At 67.9% G+C, this 16,590-nt stretch carries 15 protein-coding genes; 3 read left to right on the top strand and 12 right to left on the bottom strand.

Annotated features, from left to right (window positions below; all coding sequences use genetic code 11):
* Positions 1 to 28 precede the first annotated feature (28 nt).
* The 4 genes from NX780_RS21095 to NX780_RS21080 are packed head-to-tail and all read right to left on the bottom strand — an operon-like array spanning position 29 to position 3,868.
* Entirely contained in the window at positions 29 to 562 is a 534-nt protein-coding gene (locus tag NX780_RS21095; protein ID WP_258829848.1) for a GNAT family N-acetyltransferase, read from the bottom strand.
* A 2-nt stretch (positions 563 to 564) separates the two neighbouring features.
* The gene (locus NX780_RS21090; protein ID WP_258829847.1) at positions 565 to 1,536 is read right to left on the bottom strand and encodes an alpha/beta fold hydrolase; all 972 of its coding nucleotides are present in this window, start codon (positions 1,534 to 1,536) and stop codon (positions 565 to 567) included.
* Positions 1,533 to 2,342, bottom strand: a complete 810-nt coding sequence (locus NX780_RS21085) for an SDR family NAD(P)-dependent oxidoreductase (RefSeq protein WP_258829846.1) — start codon at positions 2,340 to 2,342, stop codon at positions 1,533 to 1,535. Before NX780_RS21085 ends, NX780_RS21090 begins: the two co-directional genes overlap by 4 nt.
* Positions 2,339 to 3,868 carry a flavin-containing monooxygenase gene (locus NX780_RS21080; protein ID WP_258829845.1) on the bottom strand — a complete coding sequence of 510 codons (1,530 nt, stop codon included), beginning with the start codon at positions 3,866 to 3,868 and terminating at the stop codon, positions 2,339 to 2,341. The genes NX780_RS21085 and NX780_RS21080 overlap by 4 nt, the downstream gene beginning before the upstream one ends.
* 81 nt (positions 3,869 to 3,949) lie before the next feature.
* Between NX780_RS21080 and NX780_RS21075 the strand changes: the two genes are divergently transcribed.
* Positions 3,950 to 4,564: a TetR/AcrR family transcriptional regulator gene (locus NX780_RS21075; RefSeq protein WP_258829844.1), complete on the top strand. Its 615-nt coding sequence runs from the start codon at positions 3,950 to 3,952 to the stop codon at positions 4,562 to 4,564.
* Positions 4,565 to 4,611: 47 nt separating this feature from the next.
* On the opposite strand, the gene NX780_RS21070 is transcribed toward NX780_RS21075, so the two are convergent.
* The 3 genes from NX780_RS21070 to NX780_RS21060 all read right to left on the bottom strand — a co-directional run bounded on the left by NX780_RS21070 (position 4,612) and on the right by NX780_RS21060 (position 6,318).
* Entirely contained in the window at positions 4,612 to 5,118 is a 507-nt protein-coding gene (locus NX780_RS21070) for an outer membrane beta-barrel protein (protein ID WP_258829843.1), read from the bottom strand.
* A 181-nt stretch (positions 5,119 to 5,299) separates the two neighbouring features.
* Entirely contained in the window at positions 5,300 to 5,797 is a 498-nt protein-coding gene (locus NX780_RS21065) for an outer membrane beta-barrel protein (protein WP_258829842.1), read from the bottom strand.
* A gap of 32 nt (positions 5,798 to 5,829) precedes the next feature.
* The gene (locus NX780_RS21060; protein WP_258829841.1) at positions 5,830 to 6,318 is read right to left on the bottom strand and encodes an outer membrane beta-barrel protein; all 489 of its coding nucleotides are present in this window, start codon (positions 6,316 to 6,318) and stop codon (positions 5,830 to 5,832) included.
* 269 nt (positions 6,319 to 6,587) lie between these two features.
* On the opposite strand from NX780_RS21060, the gene NX780_RS21055 reads away from it, so the two are divergent.
* Positions 6,588 to 7,544 carry an IS1595 family transposase gene (locus NX780_RS21055; RefSeq protein WP_258829840.1) on the top strand — a complete coding sequence of 319 codons (957 nt, stop codon included), beginning with the start codon at positions 6,588 to 6,590 and terminating at the stop codon, positions 7,542 to 7,544.
* An 82-nt stretch (positions 7,545 to 7,626) separates the two neighbouring features.
* Here NX780_RS21055 and lpdA read toward each other — a convergent pair whose 3' ends face one another.
* From lpdA to NX780_RS21035, 4 genes are read right to left on the bottom strand one after another with little or no spacing between them, the layout of a single operon-like run.
* The gene (lpdA, locus tag NX780_RS21050) at positions 7,627 to 9,030 is read right to left on the bottom strand and encodes a dihydrolipoyl dehydrogenase (RefSeq protein ID WP_258829839.1); all 1,404 of its coding nucleotides are present in this window, start codon (positions 9,028 to 9,030) and stop codon (positions 7,627 to 7,629) included.
* 6 nt (positions 9,031 to 9,036) lie between these two features.
* Positions 9,037 to 10,383, bottom strand: a complete 1,347-nt coding sequence (locus NX780_RS21045) for a dihydrolipoamide acetyltransferase family protein (RefSeq protein WP_258829838.1) — start codon at positions 10,381 to 10,383, stop codon at positions 9,037 to 9,039.
* Positions 10,384 to 10,387: 4 nt separating this feature from the next.
* The gene (locus NX780_RS21040) at positions 10,388 to 11,398 is read right to left on the bottom strand and encodes an alpha-ketoacid dehydrogenase subunit beta (protein WP_231060417.1); all 1,011 of its coding nucleotides are present in this window, start codon (positions 11,396 to 11,398) and stop codon (positions 10,388 to 10,390) included.
* A gap of 38 nt (positions 11,399 to 11,436) precedes the next feature.
* A complete protein-coding gene (locus tag NX780_RS21035) occupies positions 11,437 to 12,669 on the bottom strand; it encodes a 3-methyl-2-oxobutanoate dehydrogenase (2-methylpropanoyl-transferring) subunit alpha (RefSeq protein ID WP_258829837.1) in 1,233 nt (410 codons plus the stop codon).
* A 232-nt stretch (positions 12,670 to 12,901) separates the two neighbouring features.
* Between NX780_RS21035 and NX780_RS21030 the strand changes: the two genes are divergently transcribed.
* Complete coding sequence (locus NX780_RS21030) at positions 12,902 to 14,494, top strand: EAL domain-containing protein (protein ID WP_258829836.1); 1,593 nt, start codon at positions 12,902 to 12,904, stop codon at positions 14,492 to 14,494.
* A 6-nt stretch (positions 14,495 to 14,500) separates the two neighbouring features.
* Here NX780_RS21030 and NX780_RS21025 read toward each other — a convergent pair whose 3' ends face one another.
* Positions 14,501 to 16,393, bottom strand: a complete 1,893-nt coding sequence (locus NX780_RS21025; protein WP_258829835.1) for a CocE/NonD family hydrolase — start codon at positions 16,391 to 16,393, stop codon at positions 14,501 to 14,503.
* Positions 16,394 to 16,590: the final 197 nt, after the last annotated feature.

The raw sequence follows: 16,590 nt of genomic DNA, 5'->3' as shown, positions 1-16,590 counted from the left end.
GAGGGCCAGCTCCAGGCGGCGCGGAGAGCTAGCGCCGCAGCCGGTACAGCACATGGCGTGACAGTCGGTGTTCTGGCGGCAGGGCCGGGTGCGCGAAGCCGCCCCCGGTGTCTTCGCGCATGCCCAGCTTTTCCATCACCGCCCGCGAACGCAGGTTCTCCGGTACGGTGAAGGACACGATTTCCTCCAGCTGCAGTTCGCCGAAACCATAGGCCAGGCAGGCGCGCGCCGCCTCGCCGGCGATCCCTTTGCCCCAGTACGCGGGCGCCAGGCGCCAGCCGATGTCGGTGCAGGGCGCGAAGGGCAGCAGGCTGTCCGCGTCATGGCGCTTCAGGCCGACGAAGCCGGCCAGCGCCCCCTCGGTCTCGAGCGCGAAGTAGCAGGCGCGGGTGCGCGCGAACAGCGCCAGCTGAAAGGCGATGAAGGCCTCCACCTGCTCCATGCTCATGGGTCCCGGCAGGAATTCATGGACGCGCGCATCCTGGTTGATCGCGTAGAACACCGGCGCGTCCTCGCGGCGCCAGCCGCGCAGGACCAGGCGGGGCGTGCGAATCACGTCCATGTTCACGCCGCCGCGGCCTGGCGCGCCGCCACGGCCTCCTCGATGAAGCGGGCGATGCGCGCGGCCTGGGTCACCGGCAGCATGTGGCCGCCGTCGACCAGTTCGAGCCGGCAGCCGGCCACCTTGTCGGCCAGCGCCTGGCCGTTCACCTGCCAGTCGAGGATACGGTCGCCCCGGCCGAAGAGCACGTGCACCGGGATGCCCAGGTCGGCCAGTTCCCCGTAGCGCTCCTCCAGGCGCGGCATGTGCTCGCGCAGGGCCAGCAGGTCGCTTGCGCTGGCGAGGAACTGGCTTGGCCGCAGGCTGAGCAGGCCGCCGCCGCGGGTGGCGAAATCGCGCACAGGCTGTTCGGGCGCAAAGACCTGGCGCAGCACCCGCTTGCTGCCCGCGATGCCGGCCGGGACGGCCAGGGTCCAGGCGAACAGGGTGCGCAGCCAGGCGGACTCGATGGCCAGCGCGCGGAAGGCCGGCGGCACCGTGCCGTCCGTGTGCGTCAGCGGCGCAATCAGGGCCAGGGCACCGACCTTGCCGGGATGGTCGAGGGCGAGCGTGAGCGCGGCCGCGCCGCCCAGGGAATGGCCGACGACGGTCGGCCGCCCCAGGTTCAGCCGGTCGATGAGGGCCGCGATCGCGCGCGCCTGGGTCGCCAGGTCGGCGGGCACGCCGTCCGGCCGCGAGGAGTAGCCCGAGCCGGGCCGGTCGATGGTGACGACGCGGTGGCGTTGCGACAGCGCGCGCACGGGGCCGTAATCGAAATGGGCCATCTGGCCGTTCAGGCCATGGATCAGGAGCAGCGCCGGGCCTTCGCCCTCGTCGCGCACGTGCAGGCGCACGCCGCCGGCTTCCACGAACAGGCCCGTGGGCGGGAGGGCGCTTTCGATGCGGCGCGCGGTGCGCATGCTGAACTGGTAGAGCAGCAGCAGGAGCAGCACCAGGGCGCCGCTCGCGTACAGCAGGATGGAAGCCAGGTTCATCGTCCCGTCGCTTTCTTCAAGAGTTTCCGGTAATGGATGGGGCTCAGTCGTTCGAGCATCGCCACGAACCTCGCATCGCCGCCCACCAGGATGCGGGCCTGGCGCCGTTCGATGCCGCGCACGATGATCTCGCCGGCCCGTTCGGGCGCCATGCGCAGCAGGCGCTGGGCGATCGCCCGCCCGCGCTCGATCTCGTCCCTGGGCGCGTCTCTCGGCGCCCGCGCATTCCTCGCGATCGCCGTGGCCACGCCGCCCGGATGCACCACGCTCACGCCCACCGTCGTGCCTTCGAGTTCATGGCGCAGCGCGTTGCTGAAGCCGCGCACCGCGAACTTGCTGGCCGAGTAGGCGCTCTGGCCCGGCGGCGAGATGATGCCATAGATGCTGGAGACGTTCACGATCCGCGCCTCGTCGCGCAGCCGCAGATGCGGCAGGAAGGCGCGCGTCATGCGCACCACGCCATGGAAGTTGATCTCCATGAGCCAGTCGAAATCTTCAAGCGCGAGCTGCTCGAAGCTGCCGCCCAGGGCTACGCCGGCATTGTTGATCAAGAGGTCGATGCGGCCATGGGCGCCGTCGACCAGGCCGGGGAAGGCGTGGACGGCGGCGCGGTCGGCGACGTCGAGGAGGTGGTGGGTGGCGCGCACGCCGAGCCGGCGCGCTTCCTCGGCCACCCGTTCGACGGCGGGGCCGTCGATGTCGGCCAGGGCCAGGTGGCTGCCGCGCCGCGCCAGGGAGAAGGCGGTCGCGCGGCCGATGCCGCCGCCGGCGCCGGTGACCACGGCGACACGGTTCGCGAGCTTCATGCGGCGGCTCCCTCGCGCCCGGTGGCGGCCTGGCTGGTGCGCGGCGCCAGGCGCAGCACGCCGTCCTCGATGCGCCCGAAACGGATGGTGTACAGGTCGCGCAGGTAGTTCTGGTAGACCTGCCAGGGTGCTTGGGCGCCCTGCTTGGGCAGCAGGTGGCGGGCCCGCTCGACGTAGCCGGAATTGAAGTCGAGGAAGGGTGCTTCCGGCACGCCGGGGGCGCGCGGCGCCACCGCCACGTCCTGGGCGCGCGCGTCCATGTGGCGCAGCAGGCGGCACACCCATTCGGCGGTGAGGTCGGCCTTCAGGGTCCAGGACGCATTGGTGTAGCCGAAGGCGAGGGCGCAGTTCGGCACGTCGCTCAGCATCATGCCCTTGTAGGACATGGCGCGGCTGGGGTCGATCGCGCGGCCGTCCACCACCAGCGAGGCGCCGCCGAAGAGCTGCAGGGTGAGGCCGGTGGCCATCACGACCAGGTCGGCTTCCAGTTCGCGGCCGGACTGCAGCAGGATGCCTTTGTCCGTGAAGCGCGCGATGTGGTCCGTCACCACCGAGGCCTTGCCCTTGCGGACCGCCTTGAACAGGTCGCCGTCGGGCGCGACGCAGACACGCTGGTCCCAGGGCTTGTAGGTGGGCGTGAAGTGCTCGGCCGCCGCTTCCTTCGATCCCAGCTGCTGGGCGGCCATCCCGACGATCTTCTTCTTGACCAGTTCCGGCTTGCTGCGCGCGAGCCAGTAGAGGAACATGCTCTCGGCGATCACGCGCCAGCGGGTGAGGAACCAGGCCAGGGATTCGGGGAAGAGGGCGCGCATGCGTTCGGCGAAGCGGTAGCGCCCGGGCCGCGCCACCACATAGCTGGGAGAGCGCTGCAGCATGGTGACGTGCAGCGCGCGCTCGCTCATCGCCGGCACCAGCGTCACGGCGGTGGCGCCGCTGCCGATCACGACCACCCGCCGGCCGGTGTAGTCGAGGTCCTGGGGCCAGAACTGCGGCTGCACGATGCGGCCGCCGAAGGCCTCCTCGCCCTCGAAGCGCGGGCGGTAGGCCTCGTCATAGCTGTAGTAGCCGCTGCACAGGTAGAGGAAGCGGGCGCGGATCCGGCGGGTGGAACCGTCGTTCAGGAGCGCCTCGACCGTCCACAGCGCGTCACGGCTGCACCAGCTGGCGCTCGTGACCTTGTGGCCATAGCGGATATGGGGGTCGATGCCGTTCTCCAGCGCCGTCTCGCGCACATAGGCGCGGATGGCCGGGCCGTCGGCGATGGCCCTGGCTTCGCGCCAGGGGCGGAAACCATAGCCGAGGGTATACATGTCGGAGTCGGAGCGGATGCCGGGATAGCGGAACAGGTCCCAGGTGCCGCCCATGGCCTCGCGCGCTTCCAGGATGGCGTAGCGCTTGCCGGGACAGCGGCGCTGCAGGGTGGCGGCCGCGCCGATGCCGGACAGGCCGGCGCCGACGATCAGGACATCGAGCACGGGGTCGAGGCCGCGATCGGCGTGGTCCTCGATGGATGCGGGGCGGGGCATGGCGTCTCCACTTTTTGTTCGTTATCTTGACACTGTACATTGTCAGAATTCTCGCGGCAAGTTTCTGTGTAGAATGTCGGCATGAAAGCCGAGCTCCCCCCGACCCGGTCCTACCGGGGACTGTCCCAGGACGAGCGGCGCGCCGAACGCCGCGCGCGCCTGATCGCCGCCGCCATCGCCGTCTACGGCGAACGCGGCTACCACCAGGCGACCGTGAAAGCCGTGTGCGAGGCGGCAGGCCTCACCGAGCGCTACTTCTACGAATCCTTCGCCAACAGCGAAGCCCTCCTGATCGACTCCTTCAATGCGGTGACCTGGTCGGTGCTGGGCGCGATCACCCAGGCGGCGAAGGAAGCCGGGCGGGCGCGCACCGCCCGCTCGCGCGCCATGCTGCATGCCTACTTCGCGGCCCTGCAGCGCGAACCGCAGTCGGCGCGCGTGTTCCTGGTCGAGATCCGGGGCGTCAGCCGCGCGGTGGACCAGGCCTTCGACACCGCGCTGCGCGCCATCGGCAAGGAAGTCGCCCGCATCGTCGCGCCTCCCGGCGCCGCCGATGACGAACTGCTGCAGGCCGGCGTGGTGGGCGGCGTCATCCACATCGCGCTGCGCTGGATCGAGGATGGCTACCAGCCGGAGATCGCGTCCGTGGTCGACACGGCGCTCAAGCTGGGGACGGTGCTGGCTTCACGCAAATGAAAAAAGCCCGGTGCGAGCCGGGCTTTTTCACATCTGCCTCGAAGGAATCAGAACTGGTAGGAGACGCCGACGCTCAGGTTGGTCACGTCGCTGCCCGGACGCTGCAGTTCGACGCGGGTCGAGATCTTCGGGGAGATGGCGTAGGCGACGCCGATGCCGGCCACGGTGCCCGAATCGTGGGCCTTGCCGCTGCCGTAGCCGCGGACCTTCGCTTCGGCTTCCAGGCGGTTGTAGCCGACGCGGCCCAGCAGGCTGAAGCCGCCGCCCAGCGGCAGGGTGCCGACCAGGGACAGCGAGGCTGCCTTGAATTCCACTTCGCTGTACAGGCCGTAGGCGTACAGGTCGAACTCGCCCATGCGGCGGTAGCCGGCTTCGATGGCGAGGTTCTCGTGGAAGTTGTAGCCGACGAATGCGCCGGCACTGGTGCTGCGGCCCGAGACGTCGTCCATCTTGGTGGTGCCGACGTCGACGCCTGCGTACAGGGTACCTGGCTGGGCGGCGAATGCGGAGGATGCGGCCAGCAGGGCTGCGGCAGCTGCGATGTGCTTGATCATGGTAAAGCCTTTTCTATGTTGTTATGCCCGCGGTGTGTCGCGGGGGCGCGATTATTGCACAGCGCCAACAAATTAGCAAATTCGGCCTTACGTTCGCAGGAGCATACATTATTCGGCTTTGCTCATCTTTATGCGTCATACATAACGCGAAAGTCGAGCAAAGCCGAATCCCTGCAGGAGCTTAGAACTGGTAGGAGACGCCCGCGCTCAGGTTGCGGATGTCGCTGCCGGTCTTCTGGAACTCGACGCGGCCCGAGATCTTCGGGGTGAAGGCGTAGCCCGCACCGACGCCGATCACGGCGCGGGTCGGCGAGTTGTCGTAGCGACCGCCCGTGAAACGCACCTTTTCGTCGGTGACGCTCACGCCGGCGCGGCCGAACACACTGAAGCCCTCGCCGATAGGCATGCTCGCGACCAGGGAGACGGCGGTCTGGTCGACGGTGCCGCGGGCGTTGTAGGCCTTGTGCCTGGCCAGGCGGCGGTAGCCCGCTTCGACCGCGAAGGTCTCGTTCAGGTTGTAGCCGGCGAACACGCCGTAGCTGGTCTTGCTGCCGTCCCAGGCATTGCTGGCGCGGGTGACACCGGCATCGGCGCCGGCGTAGAAGGTGTTCGGCTGGCCGGCGAAGGCAGCGGAAGAGGCGATGAGCAGGGCAGCAGCGGCTGTGGTTTTCTTGAACATATTCTAACCTTTGGTGTCTGGAGTGCTTGCGCTTAGAACTGGTAGGCCAGGCCAGCGCTCAGGTTGCGGATGCCGCTGCCGGTCTTCTGGAATTCGACGCGGCCCGAGATTTTCGGCGTGAAGGCATAGCCGACGCCGGCGCCGATCACGGCGCGGGTCGTGGTGTTGCTGTCCTCGAAGTCACCGCTGCGGAGCTTGCCTTCCACGGCGCTCACGCCGAGGCGGCCGAAGACGCTGAAGCTTTCGCCGACCGGCATGCTGGCGATGCCCGACAGGGTATAGGCGTCGCCGCTGGCCTTGAAGCCGTAGTTGTCGCGTTCGCCCAGGCGGCGGTAGCCGGCTTCGACGGCGAAGGCCTGGGTCAGGTTGTAGCCGGCGAAGGCGCCGTAGCTGGTTTCCTTGTCACCGGCGATGCGGGTCTTGCCGAGGTCTGCACCGGCGTAGAAGGTATTGGCGTCCGCGGCGAAGGCGGCGGAGGAGGCGATGAGCAGGGCAGCAGCGGCTGCGATTTTCTTGAACATTGTTTTACCTTTGGTCTCTAGTGTGCTGGGGTTGATTCCCGAACACGGGCGGATTATTGCATGTGGGACATATTTTGCACCAGAGAACAAAGTGCAAATATTGTTTGGAGATGTAACAATGTATGCATAGGACCTTCGCCGTGTAAGCCAATCTGGCATATGGATGCATACACCCAGCCATAAAAAAGGCTGTGTTCGCGATCGTTAGGTGAACCAAATTGTGTTGTCGAAGTCTTACGCATCGTCGCGTTAACTCATCCGGAGTGACGATGCAAAGCCTGAGCTTCGACGAATTGTTCGCCTGCCTGTCCGCAGCGCCACTGTCCAGCACCGATCTGGCCCGCCTGCGCGAGTGGGTCGACAGCATCCGCGACCCGGCCGAGTGCCTGGCGCTCATCGAAGCGGCCGCGGCAGGCCGGCCATGTCCGCATTGCGCTTGCGCTCGCCTGCACCGGTGTGGCTTTGCCAGCGGACTGCAGCGCTTTCGCTGCCTGGCTTGCCGCCGTTCCTTCAATGCCCTGACCGGCACGCCACTGGCCCGGCTGCGCAAGCGCGAGTGCTGGCTGCCCTATATCCAGTGCTTGCTGGAATCGCGGACCGTGCGCGACGCGGCGCTTGCCACCGGCGTGCATCGCACCACCAGCTTTCGCTGGCGCCACCGGTTCGCGCCTGGCGCCGCGCGCCACCGCCCGGCTATCCTGTCGGCAATCGTCGAGGCCGACGAAACCTACCGGCTGGAATCGCAAAAGGGGTCGCGCAGCGTGACGCGCCCGCCGAGAAAGCGCGGTGGCCTTGCCCGTCGGCGCGGCATCAACCGCGAGCATGATTGCCTGCTGGTGGCGCGCGACCGCAGTGGTGCGACGCTGGATTTTCATACGGGACGGGGTCCCGTGACCGCGCCGCAACTACGCAGCTGCCTGCGGCCGGTACTGCCCCACGACGGGCTGCTCATCAGCGATGGCGCCGCAGCTTATGTCCGGTTTGCCGCCGACGCCGGGATCACGCACGAGCCCGTCAATGTCCGGGCCGGGCGGCGCGCACGCGGCGCGATCCACATCCAGAACGTGAATGGCTGGCACAGCCGCTTCAAGGGTTGGCTCGTGCGCTTCAAGGGTGTGGCCAGCCGCTACCTCGTGAACTATTCGGGATGGCGGCGATTACTGGACGCGCAAGCGTTGCGTACGCCAGCGCAGTGGCTGTGTTCTGCGGTACGACAAGCATCGTGAAGGCAGCTGCGAGAGCATAATTAACGCGAACACAGCCATAAAAAAAGCCGCCCCGAGGGCGGCTTGGCTGTCCAGGGACGGCTCAGATGTGGAGCGCGTGTCCCAGTGCGCGCAGGGCGGCTTCCTGCACCGCCTCGCCCAGGGTCGGGTGTGCGTGGATGGTGCCGCCGATGTCTTCCAGCTGGGCGCCGAGCTCGATTGACTGGGTGAAGCCGGCCGCCAGTTCCGACACGGCGCCGCCGACGGCCTGCCAGCCGACGATGCGGTGGTCGCTCTTGCGCGCCACCACGCGCACGAAGCCGTCGGTACTTTCGATGGTCATGGCGCGGCCGTTGGCGCTGAAGGGGAAGCTGGCCGTGATGATCTCGATACCGGCCTTGTCGGCGTCCAGCGGCGACATGCCGACCACCACGATCTCGGGATCGGTGAAGCAGACGGCGGGAATGGCGGCCGGTGCGAAGTGGCGGCGCTTGCCGGAGATGATTTCCGCCACCATTTCGCCCTGCGCCATCGCGCGGTGGGCCAGCATCGGTTCGCCCGTGAGGTCGCCGATGGCCCAGACATTGCGCATCGAGGTGCGGCACTGGTCGTCGACCTTGACCGCGCGCCCGTTCATGTCGAGCATCAGGTTCTCCAGGCCCCAGCCCGTGGTACGCGGCTTGCGGCCCACGGCCACCAGCACGCGGTCCGCTTCCAGCAGCGCCTCCACGCCGGATGCATCGCGCACCCGCACGCGGCCTTCCTCGTCGAGGCCCTGCACCGAGGTCGCCAGGCGCACTTCCACGCCCAGGCGGGCGAGGGCGGTCGCCACCGGCTTCACGAGGTCGGCGTCATACGCCGGCAGGATGCGGTCCGCCGCTTCCACGACCGTCACCTGGCTGCCCAGCTTGCGATAGGCCGTGCCCAGCTCCAGGCCGATGTAGCCGGCGCCGACCACGACCAGGCGCTGCGGGATCTCGCCGGGCGACAGGGCCTCGGTCGAGGAAATCACGCGCTCCCCGAACGGCATGAAGGGCAGCTCGACGCTTGTCGACCCGCTGGCCAGCAGCATGTGCTCGCAACGGATGCGCACGGTCGCTTCCTCCGATCCCTCGGGCCTGACCTCGACGGTCTTGCCGTCCAGGATGGTGGCCCAGCCGTTCACCAGCTTGACGCCGTTCTTCTTGAGCAGCGCGCCGACGCCGCCCGTCAGCTTCTTGACGATGCCGTCCTTCCAGGCCACCGTGCGCTCGAGGTCGATGCGCGGCTCCGCGCTGCTGATGCCGAGCGGCGAGGTCTCGGCCGCATAGCTGCGCGCCTTGCAGAATTCCTCGGCCGCGTGGATCAGCGCCTTCGAGGGAATGCAGCCGATGTTCAGGCAGGTGCCGCCGGGCGAGGCGCCTTCGACCAGCACGGTCGGCACGCCCAGCTGGCCGGCGCGGATGCCGGCCACGTAGCCGCCCGGTCCGCCGCCGATGATGAGCAGGGTTGTGTTGATGGTCTCCATGCGCATTTACTCCACGAAGATGGTCGCCGGGGCTTCGAGGTAGCCGCGGATCGTCTGGATGAACTTGGCCGCCACCTGGCCGTCGATGACCCGATGGTCGAACGAGGACGACAGGTTCATCATCTTGCGCGCCACCATGGCGCCGTCCCTGATCACCGGACGGTCGACGATGCGGTTGGTGCCGATGATCGCCACTTCCGGACGGTTGATGACCGGGGTGGTAACGATGCCGCCCAGCGGTCCCAGGCTGGTGATGGTGATGGTCGAACCCGTCAGCTCGTCGCGCGTCGCCTTCCCGCTGCGCGCCGCATCGGCCAGGCGCGCCACCTCGAGCGCGGCCGCCCACGGGTCGAGCGACTCGGCATGGCGCACCACCGGCACCATCAGGCCGGCGTCGGTCTGGGCGGCGATGCCCAGGTGGACCGGGTCGTAGGTGGTGAGCAGGTTGTTGTCGTCGTCGAAGCGCGCGTTCATCATCGGGTAGGCGCGCAGCGACAGCACCACCGCGCGCATCAGGAGCGGCAGGAAGGTCAGCTTGCCGCGCTCGGCGCCGTAGCGCGCATTGAGCTGGGCGCGCAGGGCTTCCAGCTCGGTGACGTCGATCTCTTCGACATAGGTGAAGTGCGGGATGTTGCGCTTGGCTTCCTGCATCTTCTCGGCGATCTTGCGGCGCAGGCCGATCACCGGCGCCGCGTGTTCGCCCTCGAGCTTGGCGTAGCGCTTGTCCGCGCCGCCGCCCTGGCCGCCGCCGCGGCGGCCCGAGACGTGCGCGTCCAGGTCGGCGTGGGTGATGCGGCCGGCAGGACCCGAGCCATGCACGAACTGCAGCTCGATCCCGAGGTCCCAGGCGCGATGGCGCACGGCCGGCGCGGCCAAGGGCTTCTCGCCTTCGCCGCGCATCGGAGCGGGCGTATGCTGGGGTGCACGCGAGACCGGAGCCGGCTTGGCCGGCGCTTTTGGCGGCGCCGAGACCGCCGCCTGCGCCGCCGAGCCAACTTCGGCGGCAGCCACGGCTTCCAGCTGCGGATCGCCCACTTCCTCGGCGGGCGCAGTGGCCGCCGCCGACTTGACCGGCTCCTGCTTCGCTTTCTCGCCCGAGAAATTACCGGCGCCTTCGACTTCCAGGCGGATCAGTTCCGCGCCCACGGCCAGCGACTGGCCGACCGCCCCGCCCAGCGAGGTGATGACGCCCGCTACCGGCGAGGGAATCTCGACGGTCGCCTTGTCGGTCATGACATCGGCCAGTACCTGGTCTTCCTTGACCGTGTCGCCCGGCTGCACGTGCCAGGCCACTACTTCCACTTCGGCGATGCCTTCGCCGAGGTCCGGCATCTTGATGACGTGAATGCCCATTCTCTCAACCCTCCATCGCACGTTTCAGGGCCGCGCCGACGCGGTCGGGCCCCGGGAAGTAAGCCCATTCCTGCGCATGCGGATACGGGGTGTCCCAGCCGGTGACGCGCTCGATCGGCGCCTCCAGCTGGTAGAAGCAGTGTTCCTGCACGAGCGCCGCGAGCTCGGCGCCGAAGCCGCTGGTGCGGGTGGCTTCGTGCACGATCACGCAGCGGCCGGTCTTCTTGACCGAGTTGACGATGGTCTCGAGGTCCAGGGGCCAGATGCTGCGCAGGTCGATGACCTCGGCGTCGACGCCGGATTCGCGCGCCGCCGCTTCCGAGACCCACACCATGGTGCCGTAGGCCAGCACGGTGACGTCGTTGCCCGGACGGACGATGGCCGCCTTGTCCAGGTCGACCTTGTAGTAGCCGGTCGGAACGTTGCCCAGCGCATGGCCGGACCAGGGCACGACCGGACGGTCGTGGTGGCCGTCGAAGGGGCCGTTGTACAGGCGCTTGGGCTCCAGGAAGATCACCGGGTCGTCGTTCTCGATCGAGGCGATCAGCAGGCCCTTCGCGTCATACGGATTCGAGGGCATCACGGTGCGCAGGCCGCAGACGTGGGTGAAGAAGGCTTCCGGGCTCTGGCTGTGGGTCTGGCCGCCGTAGATGCCGCCGCCGCAGGGCATGCGGATCACCATCGAGGAGGTGAACTCGCCGGCCGAGCGGTAGCGCAGGCGCGCCGCTTCCGACACGATCTGGTCGGTCGCCGGATAGAAATAGTCGGCGAACTGGATCTCGACCACGGGCCGCAGGCCGTAGGCCGCCATGCCCACCGCCGTGCCGACGATTCCGCCTTCCGAGATCGGCGCGTCGAACACGCGCGACTTGCCGTACTTGGCCTGCAGGCCATCGGTGACGCGGAACACGCCGCCGAAGAAGCCCACGTCCTGGCCGAACACCACGACGTTGCCGTCGCGTTCCATCATCACGTCCATCGCCGAGCGCAGCGCCTGGATCATGGTCATCGGCATGGTCGCCGTGTCCTTCGGTTGATCGTCACGTGCCATGCTCATACTCCCAGTTCCTGTCGCTGCCGGCGCAGGTGCTCCGGCATCTCTTTATAGACGTCCTCGAACATCGTCGCGGCGCTCGGGGCGCGTTCGTCGCCCAGGATGCCGTAGGATTCGGCCTCTTTCTGGGCCGCGAGGATTTCGGCTTCGAGTTCAAGCTGCACCTTGTCGTGCTCTTCGTCCGACCACCAGCCGTTTTTCGTCAGGTGCTGGCGCAGGCGCACCACCGGGTCGCCCAGCGGGAAGTGCTGGAAGTCGTCGGCCGGGCGGTAGCGCGAGGGGTCGTCCGAAGTCGAGTGCGGGCCGGCGCGGTAGGTGACCCATTCGATCAGGGTCGGGCCGAGGTTCGAGCGGGCGCGTTCCGCGGCCCAGCGCGAGGCGGACAGGACCGCCAGGAAGTCGTTGCCGTCCACGCGCAGCGAAGCGATGCCGCTGCCGATGCCGCGGGTGGCGAAGGTGACGCTCTCGCCGCCGGCGATGGCCTGGAAGGTCGAGATCGCCCACTGGTTGTTTACCACGTTCATGATCACCGGCGCGCGGTAGACGTGGGCGAAGGTGAGGGCGGTGGAGAAATCGGATTCGGCGGTGGCGCCGTCGCCGATCCAGGCCGAGGCGATTTTCGTATCGCCCTTGATGGCGGAAGCCATGGCCCAGCCCACGGCTTGCGGATACTGGGTGGCGAGGTTGCCGGAAATCGTGAAGAAGCCGGCGCGCCGCACCGAGTACATGACAGGCAGCTGGCGGCCCTTGAGCGGATCGCGCTCGTTGGACAGCAGCTGGCAGATCATCTCGACCAGCGGGATCTGCTTGGCCATCAGGAGGCTCTGCTGGCGGTAGGTCGGGAAGTGCATGTCGCCGTCTTCCAGGGCCAGGGCCTGGGCGGTGCCGATGGCTTCCTCGCCGAGGGAGGTCATGTAGAACGACATCTTCTTCTGGCGCTGGGCGATCACCATGCGCGCGTCAAAAATGCGCGTCTTCATCATGGTGCGCAGGCCGAAGCGCAGCAGCTCCGGATCCACCTGCGGCGCCCAGGGGCCGACGGCATCGCCGTTCTCGTCCAGGACACGGATCAGGCTGGACGCGATGTCGCTCGTCTCGAGCGGCGCCACGTCGACGGGCGGACGCCGGACGGAACCGGCGGGACTCACTTGCAGATACGAAAAATCGGTCTTGCATCCCGGGCGGCCGGTAGGCTCCGGTACATGCAGCGACAGAGGCTTACTCTGACTCATAAACGCTACCCCTTTGTAAGGTGAATTGCGGCAAGTATTATGAGACCAAGGACGCGCCGCACGAAGGGATTGCGCAAGTATTTTCATATTGCTATGCAGCATAGACCCCTTCGAAGGTCCCTCATGGCATGGTTGTGTTTCCGCGCGGAATGCGCCCCATTTGCGGGGCGTCCGCCGCCTCGCTAGTATGGGATGCACGCGGCCAGGCGTTCATGCCGATCCGCAGGGAGCCATGAAAAAAACCCTTACCGTCGCACTGACCGTGCTGGTGGCCATGGCCGGGATCGGCCTGCCGATCTGGTTCGCCATCGAGGAGTCGGAACGCCAGGCCTACAAGGCCGAGAGCGCCCACGCCCTCGGCTATGCACGCGACGTGGTGCTGCGGGCGGACGAAACCGGCAGGCAGGTATTCGAGGGCTTCGAGCGGCTCGCGCCCTTCCGCGACGCGCCATGCACGCCGGCCGCGATCGACCTGATGCGCGAGATCGACCTGGGCTCGACCTATATCCAGGCGGTCGGCCACGTCGAGGGCAACCGCATGCTGTGCTCGTCGATCGGCGGCGCCAATGGCGCCCTGGACCTGGGGCCGCCCACCTACCGCAGCGCGATCGGCGCCATCGTCCGGACCGGGGTGGGCTTCCATTTTGCGCCGCACAAGTCCTTCATCGTCCTCCAATACGGCAGTTTCGCCGCCATCCTGCATGCGCAGCTGCCGATCGACACCGCCAAGAGCGAGCCGGACGTGGCCCTGGCGGTCATGCCCCTGGAATTCGACCGGCCGGTGAGCGTACGCGGCCGCATCGATCCGCGCTGGGCGGCCCGGCTCGGCGGCGCGCGCGAGGCGGTGTTCGAGGAAAACGGCCGCGTGATCGCGGTGGTGCGCTCGCGCGCCTACCAGGTGGCGGGGATCGCCGCGGTGCCGATGCATTACCTAGAGGGACGCTCCAGGGACGTGGCCGCGCGCCTGGTGCCGGTCGGCCTGGTGGCCGGCATCGCGCTCACCTTCGCGATCGTCTCCCTGGCGCGCCTGCAGATGTCGCTGCCCGTCGCGCTCAAGGCGGCGCTGCGGCGCAAGGAATTCATCCTCGAGTACCAGCCCATCGTGGACCTGCGCAGCGGGCGCTGGACCGGCGTCGAAGCCCTGGTCCGCTGGCGCCGCCCGGAAGGGGAGGTCATCCTGCCGGACCTCTTCATTCCGCTCGCCGAGCAGAACGGGCTGATCGTGAAGCTGACCCAGCTGGTGCTGGAGCGCGTGTGCACCGATACGGCGGCCTTCCTGCGCGCCCATCCCGACTTCCATGTCGGGATCAACGTGGCGCCGGCGGACTTCCACGCCGGCGGCTTCCTCGACAGCCTGCAGCACGCGCTCAGGCAGATGGGCGCGCGCGAGTCGAACCTGATGCTCGAAGTGACGGAGCGCGGCCTGCTCGACCCCGTGGTGGCGCGCGAGACCACCGGCCTGCTGCGCCGCCACGGCTTCCTGCTGGCGATCGACGACTTCGGCACCGGCTACTCGAGCCTGTCCTACCTGGAGTCGCTGGAACTCGACTACCTGAAGATCGACCGCAGCTTCATCGAGGCGATCGGCACCGGCGCGCCGACCAGCCAGGTGGTGGGACACATCATCGGCATGGCCAGGGACCTGGGCCTGCGCATGATCGCGGAAGGGGTGGAAAGCCAGGCGCAGGCCGATTACCTGCGCCGGCAGGGCGTGCAGTACGGGCAGGGCTGGCTGTTCGGCCGGCCCATGCCGTTCTGGGAGATCGTGCGCCACCTGGAGGACCAGGCGGCGCGAGAGGGCGGCCCGGTGCGCGCGGCCGGCTGATGCGGGTCAGGGAACGACCGGCAGCTCGATATAGCTCTGGTTGGCGCTGTCGTGGTGCAGGGCGTTGTCCGCCACCACGCCCGTCTTCTCGCTCTCGTTCTGGCCGCCGGTGTTCAGGTTGCGGACGAATTTCGGGAAGTTCGACGAGGTGACCTCGACCCGGATGCGGTGGCCGGCGCCGAACTGGATCGCGGTGGCGATCGGGGTCGGGCGGATCGTCACCACTTCGCCGGCCTTGAGCGTTTCCGGCTTGTCGTAGCCATTGCGGTAGCGGGCGCGGAAGATGGTGTCGCCGATGATCCAGGCGGTGCCGTCGGGCGCCACGTCGACCAGCTTCACGGCGAAGTCGGTGTCCCTGGCATTCGAGGAGACCTTCAGCACGGCGTCCACGAAGCCGGCCACGCTGACGGGCTTCGGCAGCGGGTCGCTGGTGTAGACCAGCACGTCGTTGCGCGCCTCGACGCCGCGCTGGTCGAAAGCACCCGGGATCACGATGCCGCCGTTGCAGCAGTCGCCGCCGCCGACGGTCTGCACCGGGTTCATCGGATCGTAGCGGTAGCGGTCGGCCGCTTCGTTCGCGCCTGGTGCCTCGCTGGTGAGGCGACCGTCGCCGTACAGGGAATTGGCGCGGCCAGCAGAGCGCAGGTAGAGGCGCATCGGCTTGGCGTTCTGCGGCGGCCAGGTGCCGGCGCTTCGCCACTTGTTCGCGCCCATTTCGAAGTAGCGCACGTGCGGCGTGGTGGACGGGAAGGCCTTGGTGTCGCCCTTGAGCCAGCGGTCGAACCAGCCATAGACGGCGCCGTCGACGTCGAAGCTGGTGTCGCCCATCGCGCGTTCGCCGACCGTCGTGTTCGGGCCCAGGCGGGCGAACTGGCAGTGCGGGATCGGGGCGACCACGGCGTACTGATTGGCGCTGGCCTCCTTGTCGGTGCCGGCGGCGCGCGCGTGGTTGAAGAGCTCCAGGTTCGGGCCGATCGAGACGTCGTACCAGCTGTTGAACCACAGCGCCGGCACGCCCCAGCCCATGCCTTCGTGGTAGAGGCCGCCCTTGGTCCAGGCCGGGTCCGCCGGGCTGCGCTTGATCAGCTCTTCGAAGGTGCCCGCCGGTTCGCCGAGCGAGCTCAGCAGCTGGTCGACGGGCAGGTGCTTGATCTGCTTGTTCCAGTCGACCTTGGGCTTGCCCGGGTCGAGGTCGTTGTAGGCTTCGATGCGTGCGCGCATCTTCTCGTCGGCGATCGCCGGCAGCTGGGCGCGCAGGGGATTGTTGACGCCGTAGAGCCAGACGAAGAAGAGGTTGCGCGGCACGCCGCCCGTGTACCAGTTGCCCTGCTCCTGGAAGCGGCCGACCTTGCCGATGCCGGCGCCGGCAGCCATCGGCACCATGGCGGCGTGGGCCGGGTGGTTCAGGCCGGCCAGGGCGAGCTGCCATTCGGCCGAGGAAGAGCAGCCCAGGGTGCCGACCTTGCCGTTCGACCAGGATTGCGCGGCGATCCAGCTCAGGGTGTCGTAGCCGTCGGTCTGCGGATTGCCGAGGATTTCCCATTTGCCTTCCGAGAAATATCGGCCGCGTTCGTTCTGGACGATGAAGACGTAGCCGCGCTTGACCGACTCGAGCGCGTAGCGCATGGTCGAGCCTTTCAGCTTGCCCTCGTTGTACGGGGTTTTCCAGAGGATGACGGGGAGGCGGCCGGCAGCGTTCTTCGGCATGTAGATGTCGGTCGACAGGGACACGCCATCGCGCATGCGCACCATCACGGATTGCCTGGAGGTGGCGATCTGCCCGAGCGCCCGGTCCTGGGCTTCCGGGCTGAATTTGGCAAAGTCCTGGGCAATGGCGACGGGCGCGACGCTGGACGTCAGGAGTGCAACGGCGACGAGACTGGCAGTTAACTTCTTCAAGCTGATTCCCCCTCTGCTATTGAATTGGATCGGCGGCCGGATCCCGCCGCCCGGTTTGTTGCAGCCTGGCTACTCTATCAAGACCACTCCGCTTGAGCCAGCGCGACATGGCATTTCGACCATTCGAGGGGAGTCGCACGCCGCGACTGATGTTTCTTGGCGTCTTTACGGCGTGCGTGTGAGACCAACCCAATGCT

The sequence above is a fragment of the Massilia agri genome (assembly GCF_024753255.1).
GTDB classification, from domain to species: domain Bacteria; phylum Pseudomonadota; class Gammaproteobacteria; order Burkholderiales; family Burkholderiaceae_D; genus Telluria; species Telluria agri.
The sequence above is the reverse complement of the archived record's forward strand: the minus strand, read 5'-3'. Positions and strand labels throughout refer to the sequence as shown.

Excerpts from the sequence above, each read along its gene's own strand:
- NX780_RS21030 (WP_258829836.1), top strand. The coding sequence starts at position 12,902 with ATGAAAAAAACCCTTACCGTCGCACTGACCGTGCTGGTGGCCATGGCC.
- NX780_RS21075 (WP_258829844.1), top strand. The coding sequence starts at position 3,950 with ATGAAAGCCGAGCTCCCCCCGACCCGGTCCTACCGGGGACTGTCCCAG.
- NX780_RS21090 (WP_258829847.1), bottom strand. The coding sequence starts at position 1,536 with ATGAACCTGGCTTCCATCCTGCTGTACGCGAGCGGCGCCCTGGTGCTG.
- lpdA (WP_258829839.1), bottom strand. The coding sequence starts at position 9,030 with ATGGAGACCATCAACACAACCCTGCTCATCATCGGCGGCGGACCGGGC.
- NX780_RS21060 (WP_258829841.1), bottom strand. The coding sequence starts at position 6,318 with ATGTTCAAGAAAATCGCAGCCGCTGCTGCCCTGCTCATCGCCTCCTCC.
- NX780_RS21070 (WP_258829843.1), bottom strand. The coding sequence starts at position 5,118 with ATGATCAAGCACATCGCAGCTGCCGCAGCCCTGCTGGCCGCATCCTCC.
- NX780_RS21045 (WP_258829838.1), bottom strand. The coding sequence starts at position 10,383 with ATGGGCATTCACGTCATCAAGATGCCGGACCTCGGCGAAGGCATCGCC.
- NX780_RS21085 (WP_258829846.1), bottom strand. The coding sequence starts at position 2,342 with ATGAAGCTCGCGAACCGTGTCGCCGTGGTCACCGGCGCCGGCGGCGGC.
- NX780_RS21065 (WP_258829842.1), bottom strand. The coding sequence starts at position 5,797 with ATGTTCAAGAAAACCACAGCCGCTGCTGCCCTGCTCATCGCCTCTTCC.
- NX780_RS21040 (WP_231060417.1), bottom strand. The coding sequence starts at position 11,398 with ATGCCGATGACCATGATCCAGGCGCTGCGCTCGGCGATGGACGTGATG.
- NX780_RS21080 (WP_258829845.1), bottom strand. The coding sequence starts at position 3,868 with ATGCCCCGCCCCGCATCCATCGAGGACCACGCCGATCGCGGCCTCGAC.
- NX780_RS21035 (WP_258829837.1), bottom strand. The coding sequence starts at position 12,669 with ATGAGTCAGAGTAAGCCTCTGTCGCTGCATGTACCGGAGCCTACCGGC.
- NX780_RS21095 (WP_258829848.1), bottom strand. The coding sequence starts at position 562 with ATGGACGTGATTCGCACGCCCCGCCTGGTCCTGCGCGGCTGGCGCCGC.
- NX780_RS21055 (WP_258829840.1), top strand. The coding sequence starts at position 6,588 with ATGCAAAGCCTGAGCTTCGACGAATTGTTCGCCTGCCTGTCCGCAGCG.